General features: G+C 69.6%; 27 protein-coding genes and 1 pseudogene. 14 read left to right on the forward strand and 14 right to left on the reverse strand.

All coding sequences use genetic code 11. From position 1 onward, the window contains the following. The first annotated feature begins 32 nt into the window (after nt 1-32). Nucleotides 33-416, forward strand: coding sequence for a hypothetical protein (locus ACFWXQ_RS06475; protein WP_383953855.1), 384 nt, complete (start codon nt 33-35; stop codon nt 414-416). A 233-nt stretch (nt 417-649) separates the two neighbouring features. Next, a complete protein-coding gene (locus ACFWXQ_RS06480; RefSeq protein ID WP_383953856.1) occupies nt 650-1,381 on the forward strand; it encodes an alpha/beta fold hydrolase in 732 nt (243 codons plus the stop codon). Here the strand turns inward: ACFWXQ_RS06480 and ACFWXQ_RS06485 are convergent. Both ACFWXQ_RS06485 and ACFWXQ_RS06490 read right to left on the reverse strand, forming a co-directional pair. After that, complete coding sequence (locus ACFWXQ_RS06485; protein WP_383953858.1) at nt 1,361-1,951, reverse strand: cupin domain-containing protein; 591 nt, start codon at nt 1,949-1,951, stop codon at nt 1,361-1,363. The two genes, ACFWXQ_RS06480 and ACFWXQ_RS06485, sit on opposite strands and share 21 nt — an antisense overlap. 88 nt (nt 1,952-2,039) lie before the next feature. Continuing rightward, nucleotides 2,040-2,651 (reverse strand): TetR/AcrR family transcriptional regulator C-terminal domain-containing protein, encoded by a 612-nt coding sequence (locus tag ACFWXQ_RS06490; protein ID WP_383953860.1) that lies wholly within the window; start codon nt 2,649-2,651, stop codon nt 2,040-2,042. Nucleotides 2,652-2,786: 135 nt separating this feature from the next. On the opposite strand from ACFWXQ_RS06490, the gene ACFWXQ_RS06495 reads away from it, so the two are divergent. Together ACFWXQ_RS06495 and ACFWXQ_RS06500 are read left to right on the forward strand one after the other, a co-directional pair. Next, nucleotides 2,787-4,265 (forward strand): FAD-dependent monooxygenase, encoded by a 1,479-nt coding sequence (locus tag ACFWXQ_RS06495; RefSeq protein WP_386267799.1) that lies wholly within the window; start codon nt 2,787-2,789, stop codon nt 4,263-4,265. Nucleotides 4,266-4,280: 15 nt separating this feature from the next. Further along, nucleotides 4,281-5,036 carry an SDR family oxidoreductase gene (locus tag ACFWXQ_RS06500; protein ID WP_383953409.1) on the forward strand — a complete coding sequence of 252 codons (756 nt, stop codon included), beginning with the start codon at nt 4,281-4,283 and terminating at the stop codon, nt 5,034-5,036. A gap of 117 nt (nt 5,037-5,153) precedes the next feature. Here the strand turns inward: ACFWXQ_RS06500 and ACFWXQ_RS06505 are convergent, their stop codons facing one another. Next, nucleotides 5,154-6,026, reverse strand: coding sequence for a helix-turn-helix transcriptional regulator (locus ACFWXQ_RS06505; protein WP_383953407.1), 873 nt, complete (start codon nt 6,024-6,026; stop codon nt 5,154-5,156). A gap of 131 nt (nt 6,027-6,157) precedes the next feature. On the opposite strand from ACFWXQ_RS06505, the gene ACFWXQ_RS06510 reads away from it, so the two are divergent. Beyond that, nucleotides 6,158-7,108, forward strand: coding sequence for an NAD(P)-dependent alcohol dehydrogenase (locus ACFWXQ_RS06510; protein ID WP_383953405.1), 951 nt, complete (start codon nt 6,158-6,160; stop codon nt 7,106-7,108). A gap of 81 nt (nt 7,109-7,189) precedes the next feature. Here the strand turns inward: ACFWXQ_RS06510 and ACFWXQ_RS06515 are convergent, their stop codons facing one another. From ACFWXQ_RS06515 to ACFWXQ_RS06525, 3 genes are all read right to left on the reverse strand, one after another. Beyond that, entirely contained in the window at nt 7,190-7,597 is a 408-nt protein-coding gene (locus ACFWXQ_RS06515) for a RidA family protein (RefSeq protein ID WP_383953403.1), read from the reverse strand. Nucleotides 7,598-7,688: 91 nt separating this feature from the next. Beyond that, on the reverse strand, nt 7,689-8,498 hold the full coding sequence (locus ACFWXQ_RS06520; protein WP_383953401.1) for a class II aldolase/adducin family protein: 810 nt from the start codon (nt 8,496-8,498) through the stop codon (nt 7,689-7,691). A gap of 118 nt (nt 8,499-8,616) precedes the next feature. Next, on the reverse strand, nt 8,617-9,066 hold the full coding sequence (locus tag ACFWXQ_RS06525; RefSeq protein WP_383953399.1) for an Lrp/AsnC family transcriptional regulator: 450 nt from the start codon (nt 9,064-9,066) through the stop codon (nt 8,617-8,619). 170 nt (nt 9,067-9,236) lie between these two features. Between ACFWXQ_RS06525 and ACFWXQ_RS06530 the strand changes: the two genes are divergently transcribed. The 5 genes from ACFWXQ_RS06530 to ACFWXQ_RS06550 all read left to right on the forward strand — a co-directional run bounded on the left by ACFWXQ_RS06530 (nt 9,237) and on the right by ACFWXQ_RS06550 (nt 14,778). Further along, nucleotides 9,237-10,388, forward strand: a complete 1,152-nt coding sequence (locus ACFWXQ_RS06530) for an acyl-CoA dehydrogenase family protein (protein ID WP_383953397.1) — start codon at nt 9,237-9,239, stop codon at nt 10,386-10,388. Nucleotides 10,389-10,477: 89 nt separating this feature from the next. Beyond that, nucleotides 10,478-11,239 (forward strand): SDR family NAD(P)-dependent oxidoreductase, encoded by a 762-nt coding sequence (locus ACFWXQ_RS06535; RefSeq protein WP_383953395.1) that lies wholly within the window; start codon nt 10,478-10,480, stop codon nt 11,237-11,239. A gap of 69 nt (nt 11,240-11,308) precedes the next feature. Next, the gene (locus tag ACFWXQ_RS06540) at nt 11,309-12,460 is read left to right on the forward strand and encodes a thiamine pyrophosphate-dependent dehydrogenase E1 component subunit alpha (protein WP_383953393.1); all 1,152 of its coding nucleotides are present in this window, start codon (nt 11,309-11,311) and stop codon (nt 12,458-12,460) included. Then, nucleotides 12,457-13,431, forward strand: a complete 975-nt coding sequence (locus ACFWXQ_RS06545; protein ID WP_383953391.1) for an alpha-ketoacid dehydrogenase subunit beta — start codon at nt 12,457-12,459, stop codon at nt 13,429-13,431. Before ACFWXQ_RS06540 ends, ACFWXQ_RS06545 begins: the two co-directional genes overlap by 4 nt. An 18-nt stretch (nt 13,432-13,449) precedes the next feature. Beyond that, complete coding sequence (locus ACFWXQ_RS06550; protein WP_383953389.1) at nt 13,450-14,778, forward strand: dihydrolipoamide acetyltransferase family protein; 1,329 nt, start codon at nt 13,450-13,452, stop codon at nt 14,776-14,778. A gap of 44 nt (nt 14,779-14,822) precedes the next feature. Here ACFWXQ_RS06550 and ACFWXQ_RS06555 read toward each other — a convergent pair whose 3' ends face one another. The 5 genes and pseudogenes from ACFWXQ_RS06555 to ACFWXQ_RS06575 form a co-directional block, all read right to left on the reverse strand. Further along, nucleotides 14,823-15,884: a threonine aldolase family protein gene (locus ACFWXQ_RS06555; RefSeq protein ID WP_383953387.1), complete on the reverse strand. Its 1,062-nt coding sequence runs from the start codon at nt 15,882-15,884 to the stop codon at nt 14,823-14,825. A 96-nt stretch (nt 15,885-15,980) separates the two neighbouring features. After that, nucleotides 15,981-16,526 carry an XRE family transcriptional regulator gene (locus ACFWXQ_RS06560; RefSeq protein ID WP_359723494.1) on the reverse strand — a complete coding sequence of 182 codons (546 nt, stop codon included), beginning with the start codon at nt 16,524-16,526 and terminating at the stop codon, nt 15,981-15,983. Between the two features lie 29 nt (nt 16,527-16,555). Further along, the gene (locus ACFWXQ_RS06565) at nt 16,556-17,341 is read right to left on the reverse strand and encodes a metal-dependent hydrolase (RefSeq protein ID WP_386267688.1); all 786 of its coding nucleotides are present in this window, start codon (nt 17,339-17,341) and stop codon (nt 16,556-16,558) included. 48 nt (nt 17,342-17,389) lie between these two features. Continuing rightward, on the reverse strand, nt 17,390-17,671 hold the full coding sequence (locus ACFWXQ_RS06570) for an acyl-CoA dehydrogenase family protein (RefSeq protein WP_383945585.1): 282 nt from the start codon (nt 17,669-17,671) through the stop codon (nt 17,390-17,392). A 95-nt stretch (nt 17,672-17,766) separates the two neighbouring features. Then, nucleotides 17,767-17,889, reverse strand: a pseudogene (locus ACFWXQ_RS06575) (hypothetical protein); the annotation flags it as partial. 102 nt (nt 17,890-17,991) lie between these two features. Here ACFWXQ_RS06575 and ACFWXQ_RS06580 point away from each other — a divergent pair. The 3 genes from ACFWXQ_RS06580 to ACFWXQ_RS06590 all read left to right on the forward strand — a co-directional run bounded on the left by ACFWXQ_RS06580 (nt 17,992) and on the right by ACFWXQ_RS06590 (nt 20,284). After that, nucleotides 17,992-19,077, forward strand: a complete 1,086-nt coding sequence (locus tag ACFWXQ_RS06580; RefSeq protein ID WP_383945583.1) for an AraC family transcriptional regulator — start codon at nt 17,992-17,994, stop codon at nt 19,075-19,077. Nucleotides 19,078-19,166: 89 nt separating this feature from the next. After that, nucleotides 19,167-19,331 carry a hypothetical protein gene (locus tag ACFWXQ_RS06585; protein ID WP_383945580.1) on the forward strand — a complete coding sequence of 55 codons (165 nt, stop codon included), beginning with the start codon at nt 19,167-19,169 and terminating at the stop codon, nt 19,329-19,331. A gap of 47 nt (nt 19,332-19,378) precedes the next feature. Then, complete coding sequence (locus ACFWXQ_RS06590; protein ID WP_383945577.1) at nt 19,379-20,284, forward strand: TIGR03620 family F420-dependent LLM class oxidoreductase; 906 nt, start codon at nt 19,379-19,381, stop codon at nt 20,282-20,284. A gap of 36 nt (nt 20,285-20,320) precedes the next feature. Here the strand turns inward: ACFWXQ_RS06590 and ACFWXQ_RS06595 are convergent, their stop codons facing one another. After that, nucleotides 20,321-21,082, reverse strand: coding sequence for an AraC family transcriptional regulator (locus ACFWXQ_RS06595; RefSeq protein WP_383945573.1), 762 nt, complete (start codon nt 21,080-21,082; stop codon nt 20,321-20,323). 55 nt (nt 21,083-21,137) lie between these two features. Here ACFWXQ_RS06595 and ACFWXQ_RS06600 point away from each other — a divergent pair, with 55 nt between their 5' ends. Next, a complete protein-coding gene (locus ACFWXQ_RS06600; protein WP_383945570.1) occupies nt 21,138-22,451 on the forward strand; it encodes an MFS transporter in 1,314 nt (437 codons plus the stop codon). Nucleotides 22,452-22,581: 130 nt separating this feature from the next. On the opposite strand, the gene ACFWXQ_RS06605 is transcribed toward ACFWXQ_RS06600, so the two are convergent. Continuing rightward, nucleotides 22,582-23,523: a hypothetical protein gene (locus tag ACFWXQ_RS06605; protein ID WP_383945567.1), complete on the reverse strand. Its 942-nt coding sequence runs from the start codon at nt 23,521-23,523 to the stop codon at nt 22,582-22,584. Beyond that, nucleotides 23,520-24,002 (reverse strand): hypothetical protein, encoded by a 483-nt coding sequence (locus ACFWXQ_RS06610; RefSeq protein ID WP_383945564.1) that lies wholly within the window; start codon nt 24,000-24,002, stop codon nt 23,520-23,522. Before ACFWXQ_RS06610 ends, ACFWXQ_RS06605 begins: the two co-directional genes overlap by 4 nt. Nucleotides 24,003-24,004 lie beyond the last annotated feature (2 nt).

A 24,004-nucleotide genomic window follows, 5' to 3' on the forward strand; every position in this document is an offset into this window, starting at 1 on the left:
AGTGCGCAGTCGGCATTGATCAGGAGGCAGGTATGAGAGGCAAGTTACGACGCAGAGGCGCCATGGCAGCGGTGGTCGCGGCACTGAGCGCCGGTGGGATGGTTCTGTCGACCGCGTCCGCGTCGGCGGCCGCGTCGGCATCCGTACTGATCAGGGTGGAGGTCGGGGCGGCTGTCTTCAACGGCCGCAGCCTGGCCTCCGGCACGGTCGGGGTCCCGGACCTCTGGTCCGGGGACGTACTCCTCGCCACCTGCTGGAACACCGGCCAGAACCTCGGCGGAGGCAACCGTTGGTACCTCACCGTCTACGAGCGCTACAACCACCTCAACGGGCTTGAGCTGACCGTGACCGGGTGGACGTACGCGCCGTACGTGGACAACAGCGCCGCTTCCAACGGCGCCATCACGCACTGCTGACCTGATGGGCATGGCGCCTTTTCCAATGTGAAGTGGCTGGTCAGCGATCCAGCGCACCTCCGGTGCGCGCCCAGGGCGGGGTGCAGCCCGTGGCGCGCGCCGCAGGTGCTTCTTTCTGTCGAGTCGTTTGCCTATTGGGCAAATAAAATGGCCCCACGGGTTGACCACGTGTGCCGCTCGGCCGATCCTGGGGGCATCCGTAGGGATCCGTGACTCGCAGGAGGAAGAGCACAATGGCGACGTTCGTACTGATCCACGGTTCCTGGGGCGGCGGCTGGGTCTGGGACCGTTTGCGGCCTGTCCTGGAAGAGGCCGGACACCGTGTGCTGACTCCCACGCTCACCGGGTTCGCCGAGAAACACGAGCTGTCCCGGCCGGAGGTGGGCCTCTCCGCCAATGTCCGGGAGGTTGCCGACCTGCTCACCGGCGAGCAGGTCGAGGAGGCGATCCTCGTGGGCCACAGCTACGGCGGCATGGTCGTCACCGGGGTTGCGGCGCTTGTCCCGGATCGCATCGGCCAGGTCGTGTACGTGGACGGCTTCGCCCCCACCACGGGCGAGTCGGCCTTCACGGTGCTGCCGTGGCTGGACGACGCGTTCGTGGCCCCCGAGGGAGGTCCGGACTGGGAGGTCGCGCCGCTGGATCCTCGCGCGCTCGGTGCGAACGAGGACGGCGCCACATGGATGGAGGGCCGACTGACCCCGATGCCTCGCCTCACGCATGCCGAACCGCTGGGCCCCGGCAGCGAGGAGGTCCTCGACGGCAAGCAGGTGACCTACATTCACTGCGCGGCCCAGGAGTTCTTCAACGACACCGCTGCCGCCGTGGCCAAGCGTGGGTTCCGCCTTGTCACCCTCACCGAGGTCACTCACGTCGAGGTGCTGGTGCGACCGCAGGTCCTGGCCCGCGAACTGCTCGCACTTCTCCGACCGGTCGGCGAACGGTCAGCGCCGGGGTTTCGGTGACGGAACCGGGTGATGCATCGGCATCGTCGCGGCCGTGGACGCGACCAGCACGGTGGCGGGCTTCTCGCTCTTGTTGGTCAGCCGGTGGACCTTCGACGAGTCGAAGTGCAGTGAGTCGCCGGCGCTCAGGGTGAGGTCCTTGCCGTCCAGGCGGAAAAGTACGTCGCCTTCAAGGACGTGCAGCCACTCCTCGCCCGCGTGCTTGGCGTCCTTGGTCGACTTTCCGGGCTCCACCTCCACCCGGATGACCGCGATCGTCGATCCCGGGCCGCTCAGGACGGTGTAGTGCCCGTCCTGCCCGGGGTGTTCGACCGCGTCGTCGGCCCGTACGAGGTGGTAGTCCTCCGGCTCCTGCTCCTGGATCAGCTCACTCACCGAGATCCCGTACACCCGGGCGATCTGCAGGAGGCTGCCGATGGACGGCTGCCGGTGCCCCTTCTCCAGCCTGGAGAGGTGCGTGACGGAGATGCCGGTCTGCTCGGACAGGGTCACCAGCGTGATGCCGCGCTCGCTGCGCAGGTCCTTCAACCGATGACCTACCCAAGCGTCCAGCTCGTTCTCGTGCGCCATGGCCGTAACATACACACCTCACAGACAAAGCAGGTTGCCGAGGTGGCGAATATCGGGGAGGCGGCCGACCGGTCCCGGCCGGCCTCCCTCACCGGCCGGCAAGCAGCGCGGCCACCCCGGACTCGAACCGCTCGTCGAAGGACGTCGGCGCGAGATGTCCGGCCACGCGCTGGAGAGAGGGATAGGCCGTCTCGGAGATCGCCCTGGCCAGGATGTCGCCCAGGGGCCGCTGGTCGACCGCCTGCTCCTCCTGCGTGAGGCCCAGGGTGAAGTAGATGACCGCCCATGCCGTCCACGCGGCCTCGCGGTCATCCCGGTCAGACTTCAGCAACGCCTCCACCAGCGCCTCCGCGAAGCGCAGGGTGTGCGGCTCGGCGGCGTAGGTGCCCACTACCAGTGCGGCCCCGTCGCGATGGGACAGCAGGGCGCGGCGGTAGCGGCGGGTCAGCTCGCGGACGCGTTCCTCGGGGGCGGCCGGCAGGTCGGTCAGCGGGATTTCGCCGAGTACGGCGTCGGCCATGAGCTCCAGCATTCGGGCCTTGGTCTTCACATGCCACTGCACCGTGTTGATCCGCACGCCGAGGCGGTCGGCGACCGCTCTCGTGGACACCGCGTCCAGACCCTTTTCGTCCAGGAGGTCCAGCCCCGCGCGGATCACGGCGGCCGGATCCAGTCGGTCACTCTGTTGCCTGTTGGTCACTGACCTAGTTTACTGCACTCAAGGGCTCTTGGTCAGCGACCAAGGCACTGTCCCAGGAGCCCTCGCCATGCCAGAAATCTGGTCACCAACCAAAGGGGTGGTCCCGTGGAAACACAGCAGGTGGAAACGCAGCAGGTGGAAGCAACGCAGGTCGTCATCAGCGGAGGCGGACCCGTCGGGCTCTGGCTCGCCGCCGAACTGCGGCTGAACAACATCTCCGTCACCGTCCTGGAAGTACGCACCGACATCGACCAGCGGTCCAAGGCACTCACCGTGCACCCGCGCGGCGTCGAGGTGCTGGCCTCACGCGGGATCCACCAGCGGTTCCTCGACGAGAGCCTGAAGATCTCCACCGGACACTTCGCCAACCTGTCCAACCGGCTCGACTTCTCCGTCATGGACACCCCGTTCCCGTACACCCTCTTCATCCCCCAGGCCCGCACCGAGGCGCTCTTCGAGGAGTACGCCCTCGGACTCGGCGCCACGATCCGGCGCGGGCACCGGGTCACCGGCTTCACCGAGCACGCGGATTCGGTGACCGTGCAAGTGGAAGGACCGCAGGGGCCGTACGAGATCCAGGCCGCGTACATCGCCGGCTGCGACGGCACCAGGAGCACCGTGCGCGAGGCCGCCGGCATCGACTTCCCCGGCACGCCCTCCACCTACCTCGGCTGGCTCGGCGACGTCCTCTTCGACAACCCGCCTCCGCCGGGCTTCAACCGCTTCAACGAGCGCGGCGGGCTGATGATCATCCCGCTGCCCGACAACCAGTGGCGCATCGCCGGCACCAGCGCCGACGGGGCGACCACCGAGTGGCCCGGCGACCTCACGCTGGACGAACTGCGCCGGAAGGTCATCGACATCGCCGGTGACGACTTCGGCATGCGCGACCCGTCCTGGCTCTCCCGCTTCGGCAACGCCACCCGGCTCGCCACCCACTACCGGCGCGGACGCGTCGTACTCGCGGGCGACGCCGCCCACCAGCACTACCCCACCGGCGGCGTGGGCATGAACGTCGGCTTCCAGGACGCGTTCAACCTCGGCTGGAAGCTGGCCGCGACGATCGACGGCTGGGCCTCGGACGGACTGCTGGACACCTACCACAGCGACCGCTACCCGGTCGGCGAGCAGCTGATGGAGCACAGCCGCGCCCAGACCTACCTGTTCCACGCCTTCACACCCGAGGGACTCGCGCTGCGCGACCTGCTCAGCCGGATGGTGCCCGAGTCACGGGAGTTCAGCGACTTTCTGGCCGGCCGGCTCACCGCGCTCGACGTCGCCTACCCGAGCACCGACCCGACGGCCCACCCGGTGACCGGCACCCGCGCCCCTGACCTCCCCCTCACCGGCACGGAGGGCACCCTGTTCGCCGCGCTGCGGGCGGACTCGTACGTCCTGCTCGACCTCACCGCCGACGGCGCGCTCTCCGGCCGCGCCCAGGAGCGGATCACCGTGCACGGCGGAGCGCCCGACCCGTCACGGGACGCCTGGGAGGACGTACGCGCCGCCCTGATCCGGCCCGACGGGCATGTGGCGTGGGCCTGGACGGAGGAGGACGACACCAAGCTGGCGGCGCAGGTGGACGCGGTCGTCACCACGGCCCTCGGCCGCTAGAAAGGGACCGGAGTCATGGATCTCGGACTGAAGGACAGGGTGTACGTCCTCACCGGTGCCACGCGCGGGCTGGGTTACGCCGTCGCGCGTGAACTGGTCGCCGACGGGGCCAAGGTGGTCGTCACCGGCCGCGACGAGAAGCACGCCGCCGAGGCGGCGGCCGAACTGGGCCCGACCGCGGTCGGAATCGCCGTCGACAACTCCGACCCACGGGCGCCGCAGCAACTGATCGCCACCGCACGGGAGTTGTTCGGGGGCTTCGACGGCATCCTCATCAGCGTCGGCGGACCGCCCGCGGGCAACGTGGCGGACAACACCGACGAGCAGTGGCAGGCGGCGTTCGAGTCGGTGTTCCTGGGCGCGGTACGGCTCGCCCGGGCCGCTGCCGCGGAACTGGGCGACGGGGGTTCCATCGGGTTCGTCCTGTCCGGCACGGCGTACGAACCGGCCCCCGGGATGGTCATCTCCAACGGGCTGCGGCCCGGACTCGCCGGATTCGCCAAGTCACTCGCGGACGACCTGGGCCCGCGCGGAGTCCGCGCCTTCGGGCTGCTGCCGGGGCGGATCGGTACGGATCGCATGCGCGAGCTGGACGGGCTGTCCCCCGATCCCGAGTCCAGGCGGGCCGCCAACGAGTCCGCGATCCCGCTGCGGCGGTACGGGGCGCCGGAGGAGTTCGGGCGCGCGGGCGCCTTCATGCTGTCGCCGGCCGCTTCCTACCTGACCGGGGTGATGCTGTCGGTGGACGGCGGGGCCCGGCGCGGTATCTGACGTTGTCCGACCGCAGGGCGCGGGGCGCTTGCACAGCTCCCCGTGCCCATTTGCGACCCGGAACTCGCCGCCGTCGAGTAGCCCAGGCTGCGGCTACGGACGCAGGATGGGGGCGTATCAGCGGGCGTCCAGCAGGCCGGCGAGCAGTTGGAGTCGTTCGGCGTCGGGGCCGCCGTCTTCGGCGGTGTAGACGATCAGCATCGGACCGGGGTCACCGGGCAGGGGGTAGGCGTCCCAGTCCAGGTTCAGTTCTCCGACCAGCGGGTGGTTGACGCGCATCCGGCCGCGGGTCGTCTCCTCCACGTCGTGGCGGGCCCACAGGGTGGCGAACTCGTCGCTGTGGACCGCGAGTTCACCAACCAGTTCCGCGGCGCGCGGATGTCCCGGATGGGCGGCGACCTGCGCGCGGAGCATCGCGGTCAGCTCGGCGACGGTGGCCGCCCGCTCCGGGCAGGTCTGGTCCGCCTCCGGGTGCAGCAGCAGTGCCAGCAGGTTGCGTTCCACCTGCGGCCGCCGGGTGAACTCGCCGAGCAGGGCTCCGGCCAGTGAGCTCCAGGCCAGCACGTCCAGGAAACGGCCGACGACCAACGCGGGCGACGGCATGGTGTGCAGTAGCCGCAGCGTGGTGGGCGGCACCTCCTCCGGCGCGTGTTCGCGCGGGCGGCGGGCAGGTGTGCGCGCGGCGGCGGCGAGGCCGTGCAGGTGCCGGGACTCCTCGGCGGTGAAGTTCAGGGCGCGCGCCAGAGCGTCCAGGACCTGCTCGGAGGGGTGTACGTCGCGTCCCTGCTCCATGCGCTGGTAGTAGTCCGAGCTGACCCCGGCCAGCAGGGCCAACTCCTCCCGCCGCAGCCCGGCGACGCGCCGCCTCGGGCCCGGTTCCAGGCCAACATCCTGTGGGAGTACGCGAGTTCGGCGGGTCCGCAGGAATTCGGCGAGTTCGCGCCGGGGATCGTCGGTCACGGCGAGGGCGTCGAGGGAGTCGTCGGTCACGGGGTCAGTATGACGCGGGCGCGGCCGGGGATGGTGGGTCTGCCAGTCCCAGGAAAAGGCGAACGACCATGATGCGGGCGGCCGGAGGCAGGATCGGGTTCACACCAGCCGGCTACGGAAGGAACACCGCCATGAAGGCCGCCCAGATCACGAGTTACGGTGCAGCGGATGTCCTGCGGGTCAACGAGGTCGCCCGCCCCGCTCCCGGTGCGGGCGAGGTCCTGGTGTCGGTCGAGGCATCCAGCGTGAACGGGCACGATGTGATCGTCCGCGCCGGGGAGTTGAAGATGGTCTCCGGGCGCCGCTTCCCGCTCGGGGCGGGGCTGGACTTCGCGGGTGTCGTCGTCGAGACCGGCGCGGATGTCGAGGGCTACCGGGCCGGGGACCGAGTGTGGGGCATGGTGCATCCCCGCAAGCGGCACGTAACCGCTGGAGCGGCCGAGTATGTCGTGGTCCCCGCGGAACGCATCTCGCTCTCCCCCGCCGGGGTCTCGTCGGTCGACGCGGCCTCCCTGGTCGTCACGGGCGCGACGGCGCTGCTCGCGCTGCGGGACTCCGTACACGCGGTGAAGGGGGAACGGGTCCTCGTCCGGGGCGCGGCGGGCGGGGTCGGCACGGCCGTCGTCCAACTGGCCCACGCGCTGGGCTGCCACGTCACGGCACTTGCCCGCGACCGCCACGCTCCGGTCCTCACCGGCCTCGGCGCCGACGAGGTCCTCGACTACGGCTCGACCACCTCGGACGCGATCGGCCCCTTCGACGTCATCGTCGACACGGTCGGTACGGAACTGAACTGCTACCGGAGCCGGTTGGCGGCGCGCGGCCGGATGGTCACCGTCGGACTCTCCGCATCGGCCCTGGCCGCGATCGCCGCGTCGAGTGTGTACGGCTCCCGCCGTATCCGCACCTTCAGCGCCAACCCCGACACCGCGGTGCTGCGCGACCTGGCCGACCAAGTCACGTCAGGTGCGCTGCGCCCGGTGATCGACAGCGTGTACTCCCTCACGGACATCGCGGCTGCGCACGAGGCGTTCGAGCGCGGCGGCGTCGTGGGCAAGCACGTGGTCGCGGTGTCCGCGTAGCTTTTGCCGCGTTCGCGTGTCGTGGACGCGTGGGTACGCGGAGAGTGGGCGTGCCTGTGTGGTGAGGCCGCTCGGCGAGCCTCAGTGCAGAACCGCGAACCCGTCGACCTCGATGAGCCACTCAGGCAGGCCGAGCGTCTGCACACCGAGGAATGTGCTCGCCGATACCGGCCATGTGCCGTCAAAGGCACGTTGACCCGCGGCGAAGATGGGGCCGATCAACTCAGGTCTGTGACCGACGACATGGATCGTGTTCTTGATCAGATCGTCAGGGGTGGCGCCGGCCGCTTCCAGCGCGGCCCTGAAGTTGCGAAAAGCCTGTTCGGCCTGCGCTTCATGGTCTCCAGGTCCGACTAGCTCACCTTCAGAGTCGAGCGCGATCTGCCCGGCGATCGCGATGAAACGGCTGCCGGTGCCGATCGCCGCGTGGGTGTAGAGGTCCTGGACCGGGGGCGCGATGGTGTCCGGGTTGACTCGTTGAATTGGCATGGCGTCTCCAGTCGCATTTCGGGGTGCGTGCACAACTCGGCACACGCTTGACGCACGACTCGGCGCCCCTGCGCGGCCACGGCCAGGTCGGTCACTGCAGGACGTCGGGCTCCTCGTCCACCACGAGTCCGGCGAGGAGGTTGAAGTTGTGCCGGGCCATGTTGGCGTTGCTGAACTGGCGGTGAGCGAGCGTCACTTCCTCGTCGCTCATGATTCGCGGCTTGCCCGCCGCGTCGGCCAGCAGTTGCATCTGGCAGGCCCGGTCCATGGTGATGAACCACCAGGCCGCCTCCTCGACGGACCGGCCCACGGTGAGCAACCCGTGATGGCGCAGGATCGCCGCCCTGCTGTCTCCCAGCCGCTCGGCGATGCGCTCGCCCTCGGCCTTCTCCAGCACGAGCCCCTTGTACTCGTCGAAGAGCACATGGTCCCCGGCGAAGGCGCACGATTCCTGGACGATCGGGTCGAGAAGCTTGTTCAGCGAAGCGAAGGCCCGGCCGTGGATCGTATGAGCGTGCGCGACGGCGACCGCGTCGGGACGCGCGTGGTGAATCGAGGAGTGGATCCAGAAGGCGGCCTTGTTCGTACGGCGATCACCTTCGATCACCTGCCCCTGCTCGTCGATGAGCAGCAGATCGCTCACCCGGATCTTCGAGAAGTGCACGGCGTACGGGTTGACCCAGAAGCGGTCGGGGAACTCCGGGTCGCGTGCCGTGATGTGTCCTGCGATGCCTTCGTCGAACCCGTACCGCGCGAAGATCCGGAAGGCGATCGCGAGCTGTTCCTTGCGGTGCCGGCGTTCGGACTCGACCGACCCCTTCACGTCCGCCAGCTGCGGTATGTCGAGCTCGCCGATGCTGTCCTGATCCTTGGCTCCGGCGCTCTCAGTCGACACGGACATGCGCTCACGCCTCCCTGTTCGGTGCTGTTGGGCCTCCTTCAGCGTGCGCCCGGCCAACCAGGGAAGTCAACCCGGTAGGCAAATCAATGTGCCACCTGGGCAACTTTCGAGTCCGGCTTCAGCCGTCCCTCCGCCACGCTCCCAGCACCATCAAGGTCTTCGTCCCGATCACCGGCCCCGAGCGGCGCAGCCGGTCGATGACATCCCGCAGATGCTGGACGCCGGTCACCCGGACCCGGACCAGTGCGTCGGGATCCCCGGCCACCGTGAAGACCTCCAGGACCTCGGTGACGCTGGTGGCCGCCATGGTGATCATCTCGACCTTCACGTCTCCCGAGAACCTCAGCTCGACGAAGGCCTCGAAGCTGGACCCGAGCTTGCCGTGATCCAGGACGACCGTGTAGCCCGCGATCACCCCGACCCGTTCGAGGCGGTCGATGCGCCTCTTCACGGCGGAAGGGGACAGGCTGACCTGCTCGGCGATCTCCGTGACCGTCCGTCGGCCGTCCTGCACCAGCAGGTCGATGATCATGCTGTCGACACTGTCGACGTGTTCGGTGCCGGACATGGACACACCTCACTCGCAAGCAGGTTCCTTGCGTTGAACCTTGATCGAACTACCTGGATTTTGCGCGCACAACAAGATCTCAGCAGGTTAATTGCACCCCGGGCAGCGCGCTGTCGACTGTAGTCCCATCCACGAGTCCACGAGGACGAGACCGCAGGAGGGGCCCAGCAGTGAAAGTAGAACGCGAACTGCCGTCCCGCGAGGCCCATGACCTGCTGGAACTGGTCACGGACATCGCGGACAAGGAACTGGGGCCGCAGGCCGCCGAGTTCGAGGACAAGAGCCGGTTCCCCCGAGAGGTCTTCGGTCTCCTCGGCGAGGCCGGGCTGCTGACTCTGCCGTTCAGCGAGGACGCCGGCGGAGGGGGCCAGCCCTACACGGTCTACCTCCAGGTGCTGGAGGAGATCGCCGCGCGCTGGGCCGCCGTGGCCGTCGGCATGAGTGTGCACACGCTGTCCTGCCTCCCGGTGACCACCTTCGGCACCGAGGCACAGCGGGCCGAACTCCTGCCGCGGATGCTGAGCGGCGAGGCTCTGGGCGCGTACTCCCTGTCCGAGGCCCACGCGGGTTCCGATCCCGGGGCACTGCGCGCATCCGCCGCCCGAGCGCCGCACGGCTGGACCGCACGGGGTACGAAGGCCTGGGTCACCCACGGTGGACAGGCCGACTTCTACACCGTGTTCCTGCGGACCTCTCCTGACACGGACCGCGGCATCTCCTGCTTCCACGTCGACGCCGACACGGCAGGGCTTGTCGCCGGAACACCGGAACGCAAGATGGGTCTGCGCAGCTCGACCACTGCCGAGATGCGCTTCGAGGATGCGCTCATCCCCGAGGACAGGCTCGTGGGTGCTCCTGGTCAGGGACTGCAGATCGCCCTGTCGGCTCTCGACGCGGGCCGGCTCGGGATCGCCGCGGTCGCCGTCGGCATCGCGCAGGCCGCTCTGGACCACGCCGTCGAATACGCCCGGGAGAGGCAGACGTTCGGACGACCGCTCATCGAGCACCAAGGCGTCGGATTCCTCCTCGCAGACATGGCAGCCAGGACCGAAGCCGCCCGAGCGACCTACCTGGTCGCCGCACGCCGCAAGGACAACGGCCAGCCGTACACCCGCCAGGCCAGTGTGGCCAAGCTGATCGCGACCGACACGGCGATGGCGGTCACGACCGACGCGGTGCAGGTACTCGGCGGCGCCGGATACACGCTCGACCACCCGGTGGAGCGGTTCATGCGGGAAGCGAAGATCACGCAGATCTTCGAAGGCACCAACCAGATCCAGCGCCTGGTGATCAGCCGTCAACTCGCGGGTCCCAGGCGCTGACCACACCGCGAGGCCACCCCTTCATGTCTGGACGCCGGCCCTCCCGTCCGGACGCCAACCCTTCATGCCCACACCTGAGGAGAACTGCCATGCAGTATCGCGATGCCGTAGCCGTCGTCTCCGGCGGAGCTTCGGGCCTCGGGCGTGCCGTGGCCGAGAGGCTGCATTTCGAGGGAGCCACCGTGGTGGTTCTGGACCTGCCCACCGGTGCGGGCCGTGAGTTCACCGACCACCTCGGCAAGCGCGCACATTTCGTGGCAGCAGATGTCACGGACGCGTCCGAGGTACGGGCGGCTTTCACCACGGCCGCCGAACTCGGCACGCTGCGCGTGGCCGTCAACTGCGCCGGAGTGGCCACACCTGGACGGATCATCGGCAGACAAGGTGTGCTCCCGCTCGACCAGTTCCGCCGCGTGGTGGACATCAACCTCGTGGGGACCTTCAACGTCCTTAGCAACGCCGCGGAGGTAATGGCGGGCAATGACCCCGCCGACGGTGACCGCGGGGTCATCGTCTGCACTGCCTCCGTCGCCGCGTACGACGGACAGATCGGGCAGGCCGCCTACGCCGCCGGCAAGGGCGGAGTCGTCTCGCTGACGTTGTCCGCCGCACGGGACTTGGCGGACAAGGGCATCCGTGTGGTCACCGTCGCGCCCGGACTGTTCGACACCCCGCTCATGGCAGGACTTCCGGAGAAGGCGCGCGCGGCCCTTGAGGGCTCAGTGCCCCATCCCTCCCGGCTGGGTGCGCCGGACGAGTTCGCAGCGCTGGTCGAGCACGTCATCGACAACCCCATGCTCAACGGCTGCGTGATCCGCCTCGACGGAGCGCTCCGTATGGCACCGCGCTGACACGCGGCTGTTCCTGCTGTCCAGTCATCCGCCGGCGTCCCGACCGGCGCTTCCGAAACGAGAGCCGTGATGCCACGCAAGCAAGCCAAGTCGACCGCGGACGCCGGACCCGCCGACGGTCCGATCCAGTTCCTCTCGCCCGAGGGTGTGCTCGATTCCGACAGCAGGCTCGAACTCCCTCCCGCGATCGATCTGTTGGCCCTGTATCGAGACATGGCACTGGTACGCCGCCTGGATTCCGAGGCGATCGCGCTCCAGCGTCAGGGGGAACTGGGCCTGTGGCCTTCGCTGCGCGGTCAGGAGGCGGCCCAGGTCGGTGCGGCCCACGCGCTGGCCGAGCAGGACATGGTGTTCCCCACCTACCGCGAACACGGCGTCGCCTGGTGCCGCGGACTCGATCCGGTGTCGCTCCTCGGCCTCTTCCGCGGTTCGACACTGGGCGGCTGGAACCCGTACGAGCGCCGTTTCGGCCTCTACACCCTGGTCATCGGCGCGCAGACCCTGCATGGGGTGGGCTACGCCATGGGCCTGGTCCGGGACGACGTGATCGGCTCGGGAGACAACACGCGCGACACCGCGGTGCTGGTCTTCCTCGGTGACGGGGCCCTGAGCGAGGGCGAGACCAACGAAGCGTTCCTCTGGGCCGCTGCCCAGAACCTCCCCGTGGTCTTCTTCTGCCAGAACAACCAGTGGGCCATCTCCGCTCCCTACAGCGTGCAGAGCCGTGTCCCCGTCGCTCAGCGCGCGACCGGCTTCGGCTTCCCAGGCGTGTCCGTCGACGGCAATGACGTACTGGCCTGTCTCGCTGCGACCGATGAGGCGCTGACCCGTGCGCGGTCCGGCGGCGGGCCGACCCTGATCGAGGCGGTGACCTACCGGATCAACGCGCACACCACCGCCGACGACGCCACCCGTTACCGCCCGTCCGCCGAGACCGACGAGTGGGCGGCCAAGGATCCGCTGGAGCGGCTGCGCCTGCACCTCACGGCGAGCGGCGCGGCCGACGAGGAGTACTTCGCCGGCATCGAGCGACGGGAACAGGAACTGGCCGAACATCTGAGAGCCGGCTGCCGGGCACTGCCCTCGCCGGACCCTGGCTCGTCCTTCGAGAACACCTACACCGACATGCCGGCCGAGCTCAGACGCCAACTGGCCGAGCACACGGAGTTCCTGGCCTCCGGGTTCCCAGCCGTCGGCCAGGAGATCGGAGCCACTCGATGAGCACGAGCATCTCCATGGTCAAGGCCCTCAACAACGGGCTTCGCAAAGCCCTCGCGGACGATCCGAAAGTCCTGCTGATGGGCGAGGACATCGGACGCCTCGGCGGGGTGTTCCGCGTCACCGACGGCCTGCAGAAGGAGTTCGGCAGCCTTAGAGTCATCGACACTCCCCTCGGTGAGGCGGGCATCATAGGCTCCGCGATCGGTCTCGCCCTGCGCGGCTACCGCCCGGTGTGCGAGATCCAGTTCGACGGCTTCGTCTACCCGGCGGTCAACCAGATCATCAGCCAGCTCGCGAAGCTCCGGCACCGCTCGGGCGGTGTGATCACCCTGCCCGTGGTCATCCGCATCCCGTTCGGCGGCGGCATCGGCTCCATCGAGCACCACTCGGAATCGCCCGAGGTCTACTTCGCCCACACCCCCGGGCTCAAGGTCGTCACCTGCTCCAACCCGCAGGACGCGTACGACATGATCCGCCAGGCCGTGGACGACGACGACCCTGTGATCTTCCTCGAACCCAAGCGGCACTACTGGACCAAGGGCGAGGTCACCGACGGGACACCGGCACCTTTCGACCGGGCGCGGGTGCTGAGGGCCGGCACCGACGCCACACTCATCGCGTACGGCCCCATGGTCCCGGCGGCTCTCGAAGCGGCCGAGGCCGCTGCCGAGGAGGGTCGCAGCGTCGAGGTCATCGACCTGCGCAGCCTGTCGCCGCTCGACCTGGACACCGTACGGGAGTCCGTCCACCGCACCGGCCGTGCCCTGGTCACCCATGAGGCCTCGCTGTCCCACGGGTTCGGGGCGGAGCTGGCCGCGCGGATCCAGCAGGAGGAGTTCCACTTCCTCGAAGCGCCGGTTCTCCGGATCACCGGATACGACACCCCGTACCCGCCGAGCCGCCTCGAATCGGACTGGCTTCCTGGGGTCGACCGGATCCTCGATGCCCTCGACCACAGCCTGAGCTACTAGAAGGAGGAGCCGGTCACCGTGTCGAAAGAGCAAACCTTCCTGCTGCCCGATGTCGGCGAGGGCCTCACCGAGGCCGAGATTCTCCAGTGGGCGGTGCAGGTGGGTGACTCCGTGGAGATCAACCAGGTCATCGTCGAGGTGGAAACGGCCAAGGCCGCCGTCGAACTCCCCTCTCCGTATGCGGGTGTTGTCGGGACACTGCACGCGGAGGAAGGGGAGACCCTGCCCGTGGGCAAACCCCTCATCACCATTCTCAGTGGCGTCAGCGGCACTCCCGACGCGACGGAACCTCCGGCCAGGGACGCGGCGGCGGCTCCCGACAGGGAGGCGCTGCTGGTGGGGTACGGCCCGCAGGAGGGCGGCGGTCGCCGCAGACGCCGACGGCCCGCGGGCCCGCCCACAAACCGGCCGGCAGCGCCAACCCCCGTCCAGGCACCGGCGGCTACAGAGCGGACAGCGGCCAAGCCCCCCGTCCGTAAGCTCGCCAAAGACCTCGGCGTCGACATCACCACCGTCACACCCACGGGCCCTGCGGGCACCGTCTCCCGCGACGATGTGCGCCGGGCGGCGGAGGCTGGGGCAGCGGAGGCCGAACTCGTGGCGGCGGAAGTTCCGAGTCCCGGAACCCCGGAGACCGTGGCCGAGACCCGGATCCCGATTCGCGGCGTGCGCAAGCACACGGCGGCCGCCATGGTCGCTTCCGCGTTCACGGCACCGCACGTCACCGAGTTCATGACGGTCGACGTCACGGCGACCATACGGCTCCGTGACACGGTGGCCGCCCGCCGCGAGTTCCGTGATCTGCGCGTCACGCCGCTGCTGTTCGTGGCCCGGGCACTCCTGCTGGCCCTGCGCAACACCCCTGAGGTGAACGCCAGTTGGGACGAGCCGGCGCAGGAGATCGTACTCAAGCACTACGTGAACCTGGGCATCGCCGCCGCCACCGGGCGAGGGCTCATCGTCCCCAACATCAAGCACGCCGACCGGATGTCGCTGCGTGAACTCGCCGAAGCACTCGCCGCGCTCACCAGCACAGCCCGCGAGGGCAGGACAACTCCCCAGTCGATGATGGACGGGACCATCACCATCACGAACGTCGGCGTGTTCGGCGTGGACACGGGAACGCCGATCCTGAACCCGGGTGAGGCGGCCATCCTCGCCGTGGGCGCCATCCGCCGTACCCCATGGGTCGTGACCGACGCGTCGGGGACCGAGACGATCGAGCCCCGGTGGGTCACTCAGCTGGCACTCTCCTTCGACCATCGGCTCGTCGACGGTCGGCAGGGCTCCCAGCTACTGGCCGACCTGGCCGCCTTCCTGCACGACCCCGGGCTGGCGATGCTCTGAAGCGGCAGGAGCGCAGTGGACGTACTGTCATGGCCGGCCTTCGGTCAGCTCGTGTGGCGGCGGACCGCGTCGAGGAGTTGGTCGATGTCGTCGGCGCTGTGGGAGAAGGCGGTGACGAACCGGACGATCCCCGGTTCCCAGCGGTCGTGGTAGAAGGCGTAGCCCTCGGCGAGGAGTTCTTCGGTGACCTGCTGAGGCAGGCGGCAGAAGAGGATGTTGGCCTGTGGAGTGGCCAACAAGCCCGCGCCGGGGATGGACTTGAGGCCGTCGCCTAGCCGGGTGGCCATCGCGTTGGCCTGACGGGCGTTGCGCAGCCACAGGCCGTCGGTGAGGTACGCGTCGATCTGGGCCGTGTGGAAGCGCATCTTGGAGGCGAGCTGGCCGGCGCGCTTGGTGCGGAAGGCTAGCTCGGCGGCGAGTGCGGGGTCGAAGGAGACAATGGCGTCGGCGGTCATCGCGCCGTTCTTGGTGGCGCCGAAGGACAGCACGTCGATGCCGGCCTTCCAGGTCATCTCGGCCGGGGTGACGCCGAGATGGTCCAGGGCGTTGGCGAAGCGCGCGCCGTCCATGTGGACGCGCAGTCCCGCGTCCTTGGCGATGGCGGACAGTCGGCGGATCTCCTCCAGGGTGTAGACGCTGCCGCTCTCCGTGGCCTGACTGATGCTCACCACGGACGGCTGCACGCTGTGCACGTCACCGGCCCGGCGGCGCACCGCCGCCTGCAACGCATCGGGGTCGATCTTGCTGTCGGAACCCGGCACCCCGACGAGCTTGGCCCCATTGGTGAAGAACTCCGGGGCGCCGCACTCGTCAGTGTTGATGTGGCTTCCGGGGTGGGAGAGCACGCTGCCCCACGGCGGGGTGAGGGCGGCCAGACTCAGGCCGTTGGCGGCGGATCCGGTGGAGACCGGGAAGACGTCGACGTCCCGCTCGAAGATCTCGCCGAGCCTGCGGCGGGCGCTGTCGGTGTACGGGTCGTTGCCGTACGGCAGGACCTGTCCGGCGGCGGCGTCGGCAACGGCCTGGGCTATCTGCGGGGATGCCCCGGCCATGTTGTCGCTGCTGAAGGCACGGCTGGAGGGGGTGGTGGCGATGGTGGTGCTCATGAGGGGTCTTCCTTGGTCTCAAGTCTGTACTGAGGTGTCAGGCGTGGGGTCTCAAGGGCTGAGGCCTCAAGTGCTGGGGTCTCAGGTGCCGGGTTCTCAGGTGCTGATGGGCGAGGCGAAGACGACGGTGATGTCCACTTCCTCGGCACCGGTGCGGTAGAAGTGCGGGGCGTCACCGGCGAAGGCGAGCATGTCGCCGGGGCCCAGATCCTGCGGGGCGTCGACAGGGCCGGCGGTGACGTGCCCAGTGGCGATGAGCAGGTGCTCGATCGTGCCGGTGGCATGCGGGACGCCGGGCAGCTCCGTCTCGGCCGGGATGCGCAGCCGCCAGATCTCCAGACTGTTGCCGCTGCTGATCCGGCGCAGCAGTTCCCGGGAGACCTCGCCGGGCTCGACATCCGTGCCCGGCCGGAAGACCGGCCCGGTGTCGGCGTCACGCGCCAGCAGGTCGGCGATCGGGATGCGCAGGGCGATCGCGATCGCGTCCAGGGTGTCGATCGTCGGATTGCCGTTGCCGGCCTCCAACTGCGACAGCGTGGCCTTGCTCAGCCCGGCGCGCCTGGCCATCTCCGCGGCGCTCATTCCGCGCTGCTGACGGCGCAGGCGGATCTTCGCACCGACCGCGGCCGCGGTACTGCTCACCGGCTGGCGGCCGGTCGGCGGGGGCGTAATCAGTGGCTCCTGCGCGTTACGGTGCCCGACACGTGGGGTGCGGCGGTCGACACGTGCGTCGCGGTGTACGGCACGTGCGTCGCCGTGTACGACACACGGATGCGGCCCTTCTTGACCTTGAGCGTCGGCAACACCACTTCGGCCAGGTCGCCCAGGCTGCGTACGTGCGTACCCCCGCACGGCGCGGAGTGCAGCGCGTCCAGGTGCACCACGCGCCGCCCGTCCGCGAGGCACCGCGCGAAGACCGGCAGATCGTCGGCGATCACGGCCGCCACGGCGGCGCGCAGCACGGCAGTCACCTCCTCCCGCCCTTCCGGGTCGGCCAGCCGTGTGTCCGTCCCGGGCGCCTGGAATTCGATGCGTGCCTGACCGGGGAAATGGTTGCTGGCGACCATCTCCCACCCCTGCGTCCGCCCGACCGCTTCGACGAGGTGTCCGGCCGTGTGCAGTGCGGCGTGAGCGGTACGGGCCCGAAGGTCGATCCGGGCCCGTACCTTCTGTCCCTCGGCGAGGGGCGGAAGGCTGCCACCCTCGGGTGCCGTCGCCACGACCAGTCCCGACTCCCGGTCCCGGACCGGGATGATCTCCGTGTCCTCCAGCCACCCCCGGTCGGCGGGCTGGCCCCCGCCCTGCGGATGGAACAGGCAGTGCTCGACGGCCGCCCATGGCGTTCCGTCCTTCTCACCGACCGCGATAACCCGCGTATCGACCTGCTCCAGGTAGGTGTCATCGAGGTAGGCGCTGACCTGTGCGCCTACCTCAAGAGCCTCGATTGAGTGAACCATGCGTTCACTATACCGAACCATCTCGAATCAGTGAACCTGACGTTCGTTTTACTGAACAGCTCCGATCGAGTCGTCGGAGCGTTGCTTGGTGTAGGCGACCGTCTCGCGCAGCGCCGCCGCGGCGTGGGCCGCCGCGCCCATGGCGACGACGAGCCTTTCCAGGGTGAACTGCCGCATCAGCAGGGCGAAGCCCGGCTTCACCCGGGGCCGCAAGCTCGACAAACTCGGCCTGCGGACCTCGGACACCGCCTGATCCGGCTCGCCGAGCACGCCGGCGGCCGGGACGTGGACGTCGTCGAAGAACAGTTCTGCGGGGGTGCCGGCGGCCACGAGGAACAGGCGGATCGAGTGGTCCTCGCCGGTGCGGGCAGGTTCTGCTCGCCCGCGAGCCGCCAGACGTCCTTGCCGACGATCCCCTCGCGCTCCCAGCCGGCCTGCCTCGGTACGACCTCGTGCTCGACAAAGCCGCGCCATGCCGTCCGGTACGCCTCGTGGGCGTCGTCGAAATATCCGTTTCTGATCACGGCCCGACGGTAGGCAGGCGGCACGGCGGGCCGTCATGACCGCAGTGCTCACAGTCGTTGACCTGTCTGTCCGTCCGACCGACTGTCCGGCTGACTGCCCGACCGAGTCCCGTACGATCGGCGCTCATGGCCGCACCTCCCGAGGACGACGCGCCTCCCGCGTACGGCGCGCCCGCCCGCTCGGTCGCCATCCACCACGTGCGGGCCGCACTGCGCGGAGCCGAGCGGCACAGCGTGGACATCACCGCACTCCTCAAGCGAGCGGCCATCCCGCCGCGGCTGCTGGACGTCCCGCTCGCCCGGGTGTCGCCCCCGCAGTTCGCCCGGCTCACCAAAGCGGTGTGGCAGGCACTCGACGACGAACTGCAGGGCCTCGGGCCACAGCCCCTGAAGGTGGGTACCTTCGCGATGATGTGCCATGCCGTGCTGCACTGCCCCGATCTGCGCTCCGCACTGGACCGTGGCAGCGCCTTCTACCGGCTGTTCCCCGGCGGACCCCGGTTCCATCTGGAGGAGCAGCCGACGGAGAAGTCGAAAGGGAAGTCGGAGGAGGAAATCGGGGCGCACGACGAGGCGCGGGTGGTCTTCGACCTCACGGCCTTCGACGATCCCGATCACTACCTCGCCGAATCCGCCACCGCCGTCGCACACCGCGTCGCAGGCTGGCTGATCCGCCGCCGCATCAACCTCACCCGGGTGGAGTTCGGCCACCCGGCGCCACCGCACTCTCTCGAGTACGACCTGCTCTACGGCGCTCCTTGCTCGTTCCTCGCTCCCCGCACCGCCCTCGTCTTCGACCGTGCGCTCCTCGACCGACCGGTACTTCAGGACGAGGCAGGGCTGCATGACTTCCTGCGCCGTGCTCCCGGCGATGTGCTCGCCCGCCTGGACTACGGCAGCACCGCCGCCGCCCAGGTGCGCCGGCTGCTCGGGCAGTCGCTGCCGGACCGGATGCCCGATCCTCAGGACGTCGCGGCGCGGCTGGCGGTGAGCGCGCAGAGCCTGCGCCGCCGACTGGCCGCGGAGGGCACGTCCTTCCAGCAGATCCGCGACCAGCTGCGGCGAGATGCGGCCATCGCGGCGCTGGCCACGGGCGCCGTCTCCATCAAGGACATCTCGCAGCAGCTGGGGTTCTCCGAACCCAGCGCCTTCCACCGGGCCTTCAAGCGCTGGACCGGCTCCGCTCCCCGCTCCTACCAACCGGGCGGCTGAGCGACCTGCCGCCGGGCGAACGCCCGGGTCAACCACCTTGAGCGGTACGGTCACGGCCCCCGCCCGGCCCCGGCTCGTACCGTCCCGTCATGACCGAAGCACTGATCCACGAAGCCGTGCACACCCCGAGCGGCATGGGCAGAGGCGCGGCGCTGGACAGCGTCAAGCCCGTGACCCTGGCCGCCGGGCTGCTGACTGGCACGGCGGTGCTGGCGAGCGTTTCTGATTCCGGCCGGGCGACCCGGTACGTATAGGTACGGCACGTATCAGCGTCGCGTACGAAGTCAAGGAGAGGTACGGCATGACAGTGGCCGAAGAAGCAGGGCTCGGGCGGGTCGGGATTTGGACCGCGAACCTGGACGCGGTGCCTCCGGCGGCGGTCGGGCAGATCGCGGCCGAGCTCGAAGCCCAGGGCTGGGGAACGCTGTGGTTCGGCGAGGCCTACGGCCGGGAAGCCTTCACCCAGGCCGGGCTGCTGCTCGCCGCCACCAGGCGCATGCGCGTGGCGACCGGCATCGCCAACATCTGGGCCCGCGACGCGGTCGCGGCCAACGCGGCGTCCCGTACGTTGGCCGCGGCCCACGGCGGGCGGTTCGTGCTCGGGCTCGGAGTCAGCCACCGGCCACTGGTCGAGCGGGTCCGCGGGGGCAGCTACACCAAACCGGTCGCCGCCATGCGCGAATACCTCACGGCGATGACGGGAGCGACCTTCTACGCCGCGGAGGCCGACGAGCCACGCCCGCCCGTCCTGATCGCCGCCCTCGGTCCCCGGATGCTGGAGGTGGCCCGTGAACTCGCGGACGGCAGCCACCCGTATCTGGTGACACCGGCACAGACCGCCGAGGTACGGGCAGCTCTGGGGCCGGACAAGCTCGTGGCCGTCGAGATGGGCGCCGTACTCACCTCGGACCGCGAGACCGCGATGCGCCGGGCCCACGCCCACCTGGACATCTACACGGGTCTGCCGAACTACCGCAACAACTGGCTGCGGGGTGGTTTCGACGAGACGGACCTCGTCCGCGGCGGCTCCGACAGACTGGCCGAAGCACTCGTGGCGTGGGGTGACGAGGCGGCGATCCTCCGCCGCGTACGCGAGCATCTGGCCGCCGGCGCCGACCACGTCTGCGTCCAGGTCCTGATGGAGTCCCCCTTCGACGTACCGACCGAGCCGTGGCGGGAGCTCGCACCCGCACTCGTAGGCGCGTGAACTGGGCCGTCTCGGTGAACAGTTGAAGCAGTGGATCTACCCACCGGGTCCGATGCGATAGGTCCCCGGTGTCTGGCCCATGGTGCGGCTGAACGTGTCGATGAACGCACTGGTCGTGGCCCATCCGCACTGTCGTCCCGTTTCGCTGACGCTTGCCCCTTCCGCCAGCAGCACCATGGCGTGAAAGACCCGGACGCCGGTCCTCCATTGCGGATACGTCATACCGAACTCGGTCCTGAACAGCCGGGCCAGGGTGCGCTCGCTCACGCCGACGCGCCGTGCGAGCCAGGCGGCGGTCCGCGGTTGCCGCAGATCGTCGGTCACCAGCGAACACGCCTGCCTCAGCAGGGAGTTGGCAGGGGTGGGCAACGTCAACGGCTCGACGAGGGCCCGCCGCAGCCGGTCCCGCAGGACGGCACGCAGGCGCCGTGCTTCCTGCTCCGGCAGGGACGGTTCACTGCACGCGATGATCAGCTCGCGCACGAGGGCGTCCACGGCCACGACGACCGGCGTCCGAGACCTCAGCAGTACGTCGTGGGCCGCGAAGCCGAGCGTGTGCACAGAGCTGTGCCCGTGCACCCGGTGCTGATGCCAGGTACCCGCCGGAATCCACACGGCCCGCGCGCTGGACGCCACCCAGGACGCCTCGCCCGTCTGCACCGCCAGCACACCGGCGCTGACGTAGAGAAGCTGGTGATAGCCATGCTGATGGCGGCCGATGACCTCACCCGCGAGGTGGGCATGGGTGCTGTCCCTGGGTTCCGCCGCCGCCCCGTCCGCTTGGCTGTTTTCCGACACAGTGCGGCAGAATAACGGAAGCGACGCACGGTGTGCTCCTGCCAGCGTGATGGGCATGCCCACGACGTCCCACACCCCGCGTGATCTTCCTCCCGCCGCCCCGCCATCGCTGAAGGCCAGGCTGGGCTCCGGCCTGCGCGGGATCGCCCTCGACACCCGCCCGCTGGCGCACCCCGTCTTCCGGCGCCTGCTGATCGGGCAGAGCGCGGCATACGTCGGGACCATGGTCACCGGCGTCACCGTCCCGGTTCAGGTGTACGCGCTGTCACAGTCGTCGCTGTCCGTGGGGCTGACGGGGCTGGCCGGCCTCGTACCGCTCGTGGTCTTCGGCCTGTACGGCGGCGCCATCGCGGACCGGTTCGACCGCCGTGTGCTGTACCTGGCGTCGGCATGCCTCACTTGGGCAACCACAGTCGCCCTGCTGCTTCAGGCGGTCGCCGACCTGCGTTCGGTCCCCGTCATCCTCGCCCTCGTCGCAGTCCAGGCGGGCGCCTTCGCCGTGTCGTCCGCCGCCCGGGGAGCGATCATTCCCCGCATCGTTCCCACCCCACTGGTGCCCGCGGCGAACACGCTGTACTTCACCGCCGGCAACGTCGGGCAGGTCGCCGGGCCGCTGGTGGCGGGCATCCTGATCTCGCTGCCGAACGGCTATTGCTGGGCGTACGGCGCCGACGCCGTGCTTTTCTCTCTCCTGCTGTACTCGGCCGTTCGCCTGCCCTCGATCATGCCGACCGGATCGGGGGCCCGGACCAGTGGACTGCGCTCGGTCTTCGAGGGACTGCGGTTCATCGCCGCCGCCCCCGTGCTCTGGATGTCCTTCGCGGTCGACATCGCGGCGATGACGCTGGCCATGCCGACCGCCCTGTTCCCGGAAGCGGCCCAGGTGCGCTTCGGCGGAGGAGTGGGGCTGCTGTACTCGGCCATCGCCATCGGGTCGGTCGCAGCGGGGCTGTTCAGCGGATGGATCGGACGCGTGCGCCGCCAAGGCCGAGCACTCGCCATCGCCGTCACCGCCTGGGCGGCGGCCATCGCCCTCGCGGGCACCGTCCACCACCTCTTCGCCGCCGCAGCCCTCCTGGCCGCTGCCGGAGCGGCGGACCTCGTCAGCGCGGTCTACCGCGAGACGATTCTGCAGACCTACGCGCCCGACGCCATGCGCGGCCGTCTGCAAGGCGTCTTCACCGTCGTCGTCGCCGGCGGTCCCCGCCTCGGAGACCTGCGTGCCGGCGCCATGGCCTCCACCACCGGTCTGGGCATCGCGTGGACAGGCAGCTCACTGCTCTGCGTGATCGTCGTCATCGTCGGCGCACTGCTGGTGCGACCGTTCTGGCGCTATGACGTCACCTCGGCACAGCGTCCGTCCCGGTGAAGTGCGGCGGCGGACGCGGCTCCAGCCCAGGCGGTCGGCGCCTTCCAGAGCGGGCTCGCCTGCGGGACGGCCGGCTGTCGGGACCGGCAGGGGGACATCGGTGACGTCGCTCCGCCCAAGTCCCTCGTGGCTACGGGTGATCCGACACCTCGGTCACCCTGGTCACCCTGTGGCGGTCGCGGATGAGTGCGATCACGGTGTCGGCGGTGCGGTCGAGATGGCTGCGGCCGTCGGGCAGTTGAGCCGTCGGGCTCACGTAGCTGCACGGCCCGACGTGCGTGGCCGGGTCGAGCCGATGCACGGTGATCTTCCCTGCGCGGTCGGCCCGGTTCCACGCACTCCCGCGGAACAGCGGCCAGCGCTGAGGGAACAACCACGTACCGACTCGCTCGATCCGGTCGCTCGAACTGGTCAGCCGGTGCAGGTGCTCGGCGCGGGTGAGGTCGTTGGCGCCGTTGTGGAAGCCGCCGAGCGTGATCAGCAGGAGCGGGGAGCGCAGCCGGCTGTACAGTTCGTCGATCGCGCCACCGGCGACCTGGGCACCGCCGCTGTAGCTGAGCAGCACCACGGGGATACCGCTGTCGGGCCGGTAGCCGGCGAGCCTGAGCTGCGTGGAGATCTGGGAGCCGACGGCCCGGTTGTAGAGGGGTCGGTATCGCTGGTCGGCGGCGACGAAGATCTGCATGACGTTGTGCAGGAACAGCAGCAGCCCGATGCGTCGGCGCAGCCACTTCCACACCGGTCGCTCGGCGAGCGGGGCGGCCAGCGGTGAATAGGGCTGCACCTGACCCAGTACCCGCAGCTCGGGAGCTCTGGCGATCAGTGCCTTGACGAGCTGGCCGCCGTCCCGGCTGTCGCGGACGCGGCGTTTGCCGATGCCGTCCAGGTAGACCAGATAGGCATCCGGCGGGGTGTCGGGCGCCGCGCCCCGGGCGTACGGCACACCTTCCGGGAGCTTGGTGACGGGGGTCCGCCAGCCGGAGCCGTAGGCCAGCACCTCGTAGCGGGCGAGCAGAGCTTCGGCGATGAGAACCGGCCCGATCGCGAAGGCCCAGAGCAGGTACGCGTTCATGTGACCAGCCCCCGTGCCTCGGCAGCGCTGATCCTCACGACCAGACGCCGAACGGCCTCCACGGCGATACCGAGACCGGCCCCGGCGACGGCCACACATCCGGCGGCGCCCCACCAGCCCAGGCCGGTCGCCACGGCGAGCGGGCCTGCCAGCCCGGCCCCGACCGCCACGAAGAGCAGCAGGTGAAGGAAAGGCCCGAGCAAGGGGAACGCGAGGACGGCGGCGAGCACCAGCGGGGCGACCAGATCGGGTGTCCAGACCAGGCCGTCGCCCTCCGGTGTGGAGGACAGCACCAGTTCGGCCAGGGTCCACGCGGTCAGCGGCCACAACGCGAACACAGCACCCTCGACGAGGCCACCGGCACAGAGCAGCCCGGCCACCCGCGTCCGCGACATGCCGGGGCGGCCCACTGCCACAGGCAGGATGCGCCCGGCGGCTTCCGACACTCCGGCGAGCAGCAACAGGACGACGAGTGCCATGA

Origin of the sequence: Streptomyces sp. NPDC058697 (assembly GCF_042715345.1) — a bacterium.
GTDB classification, from domain to species: domain Bacteria; phylum Actinomycetota; class Actinomycetes; order Streptomycetales; family Streptomycetaceae; genus Streptomyces; species Streptomyces liliifuscus.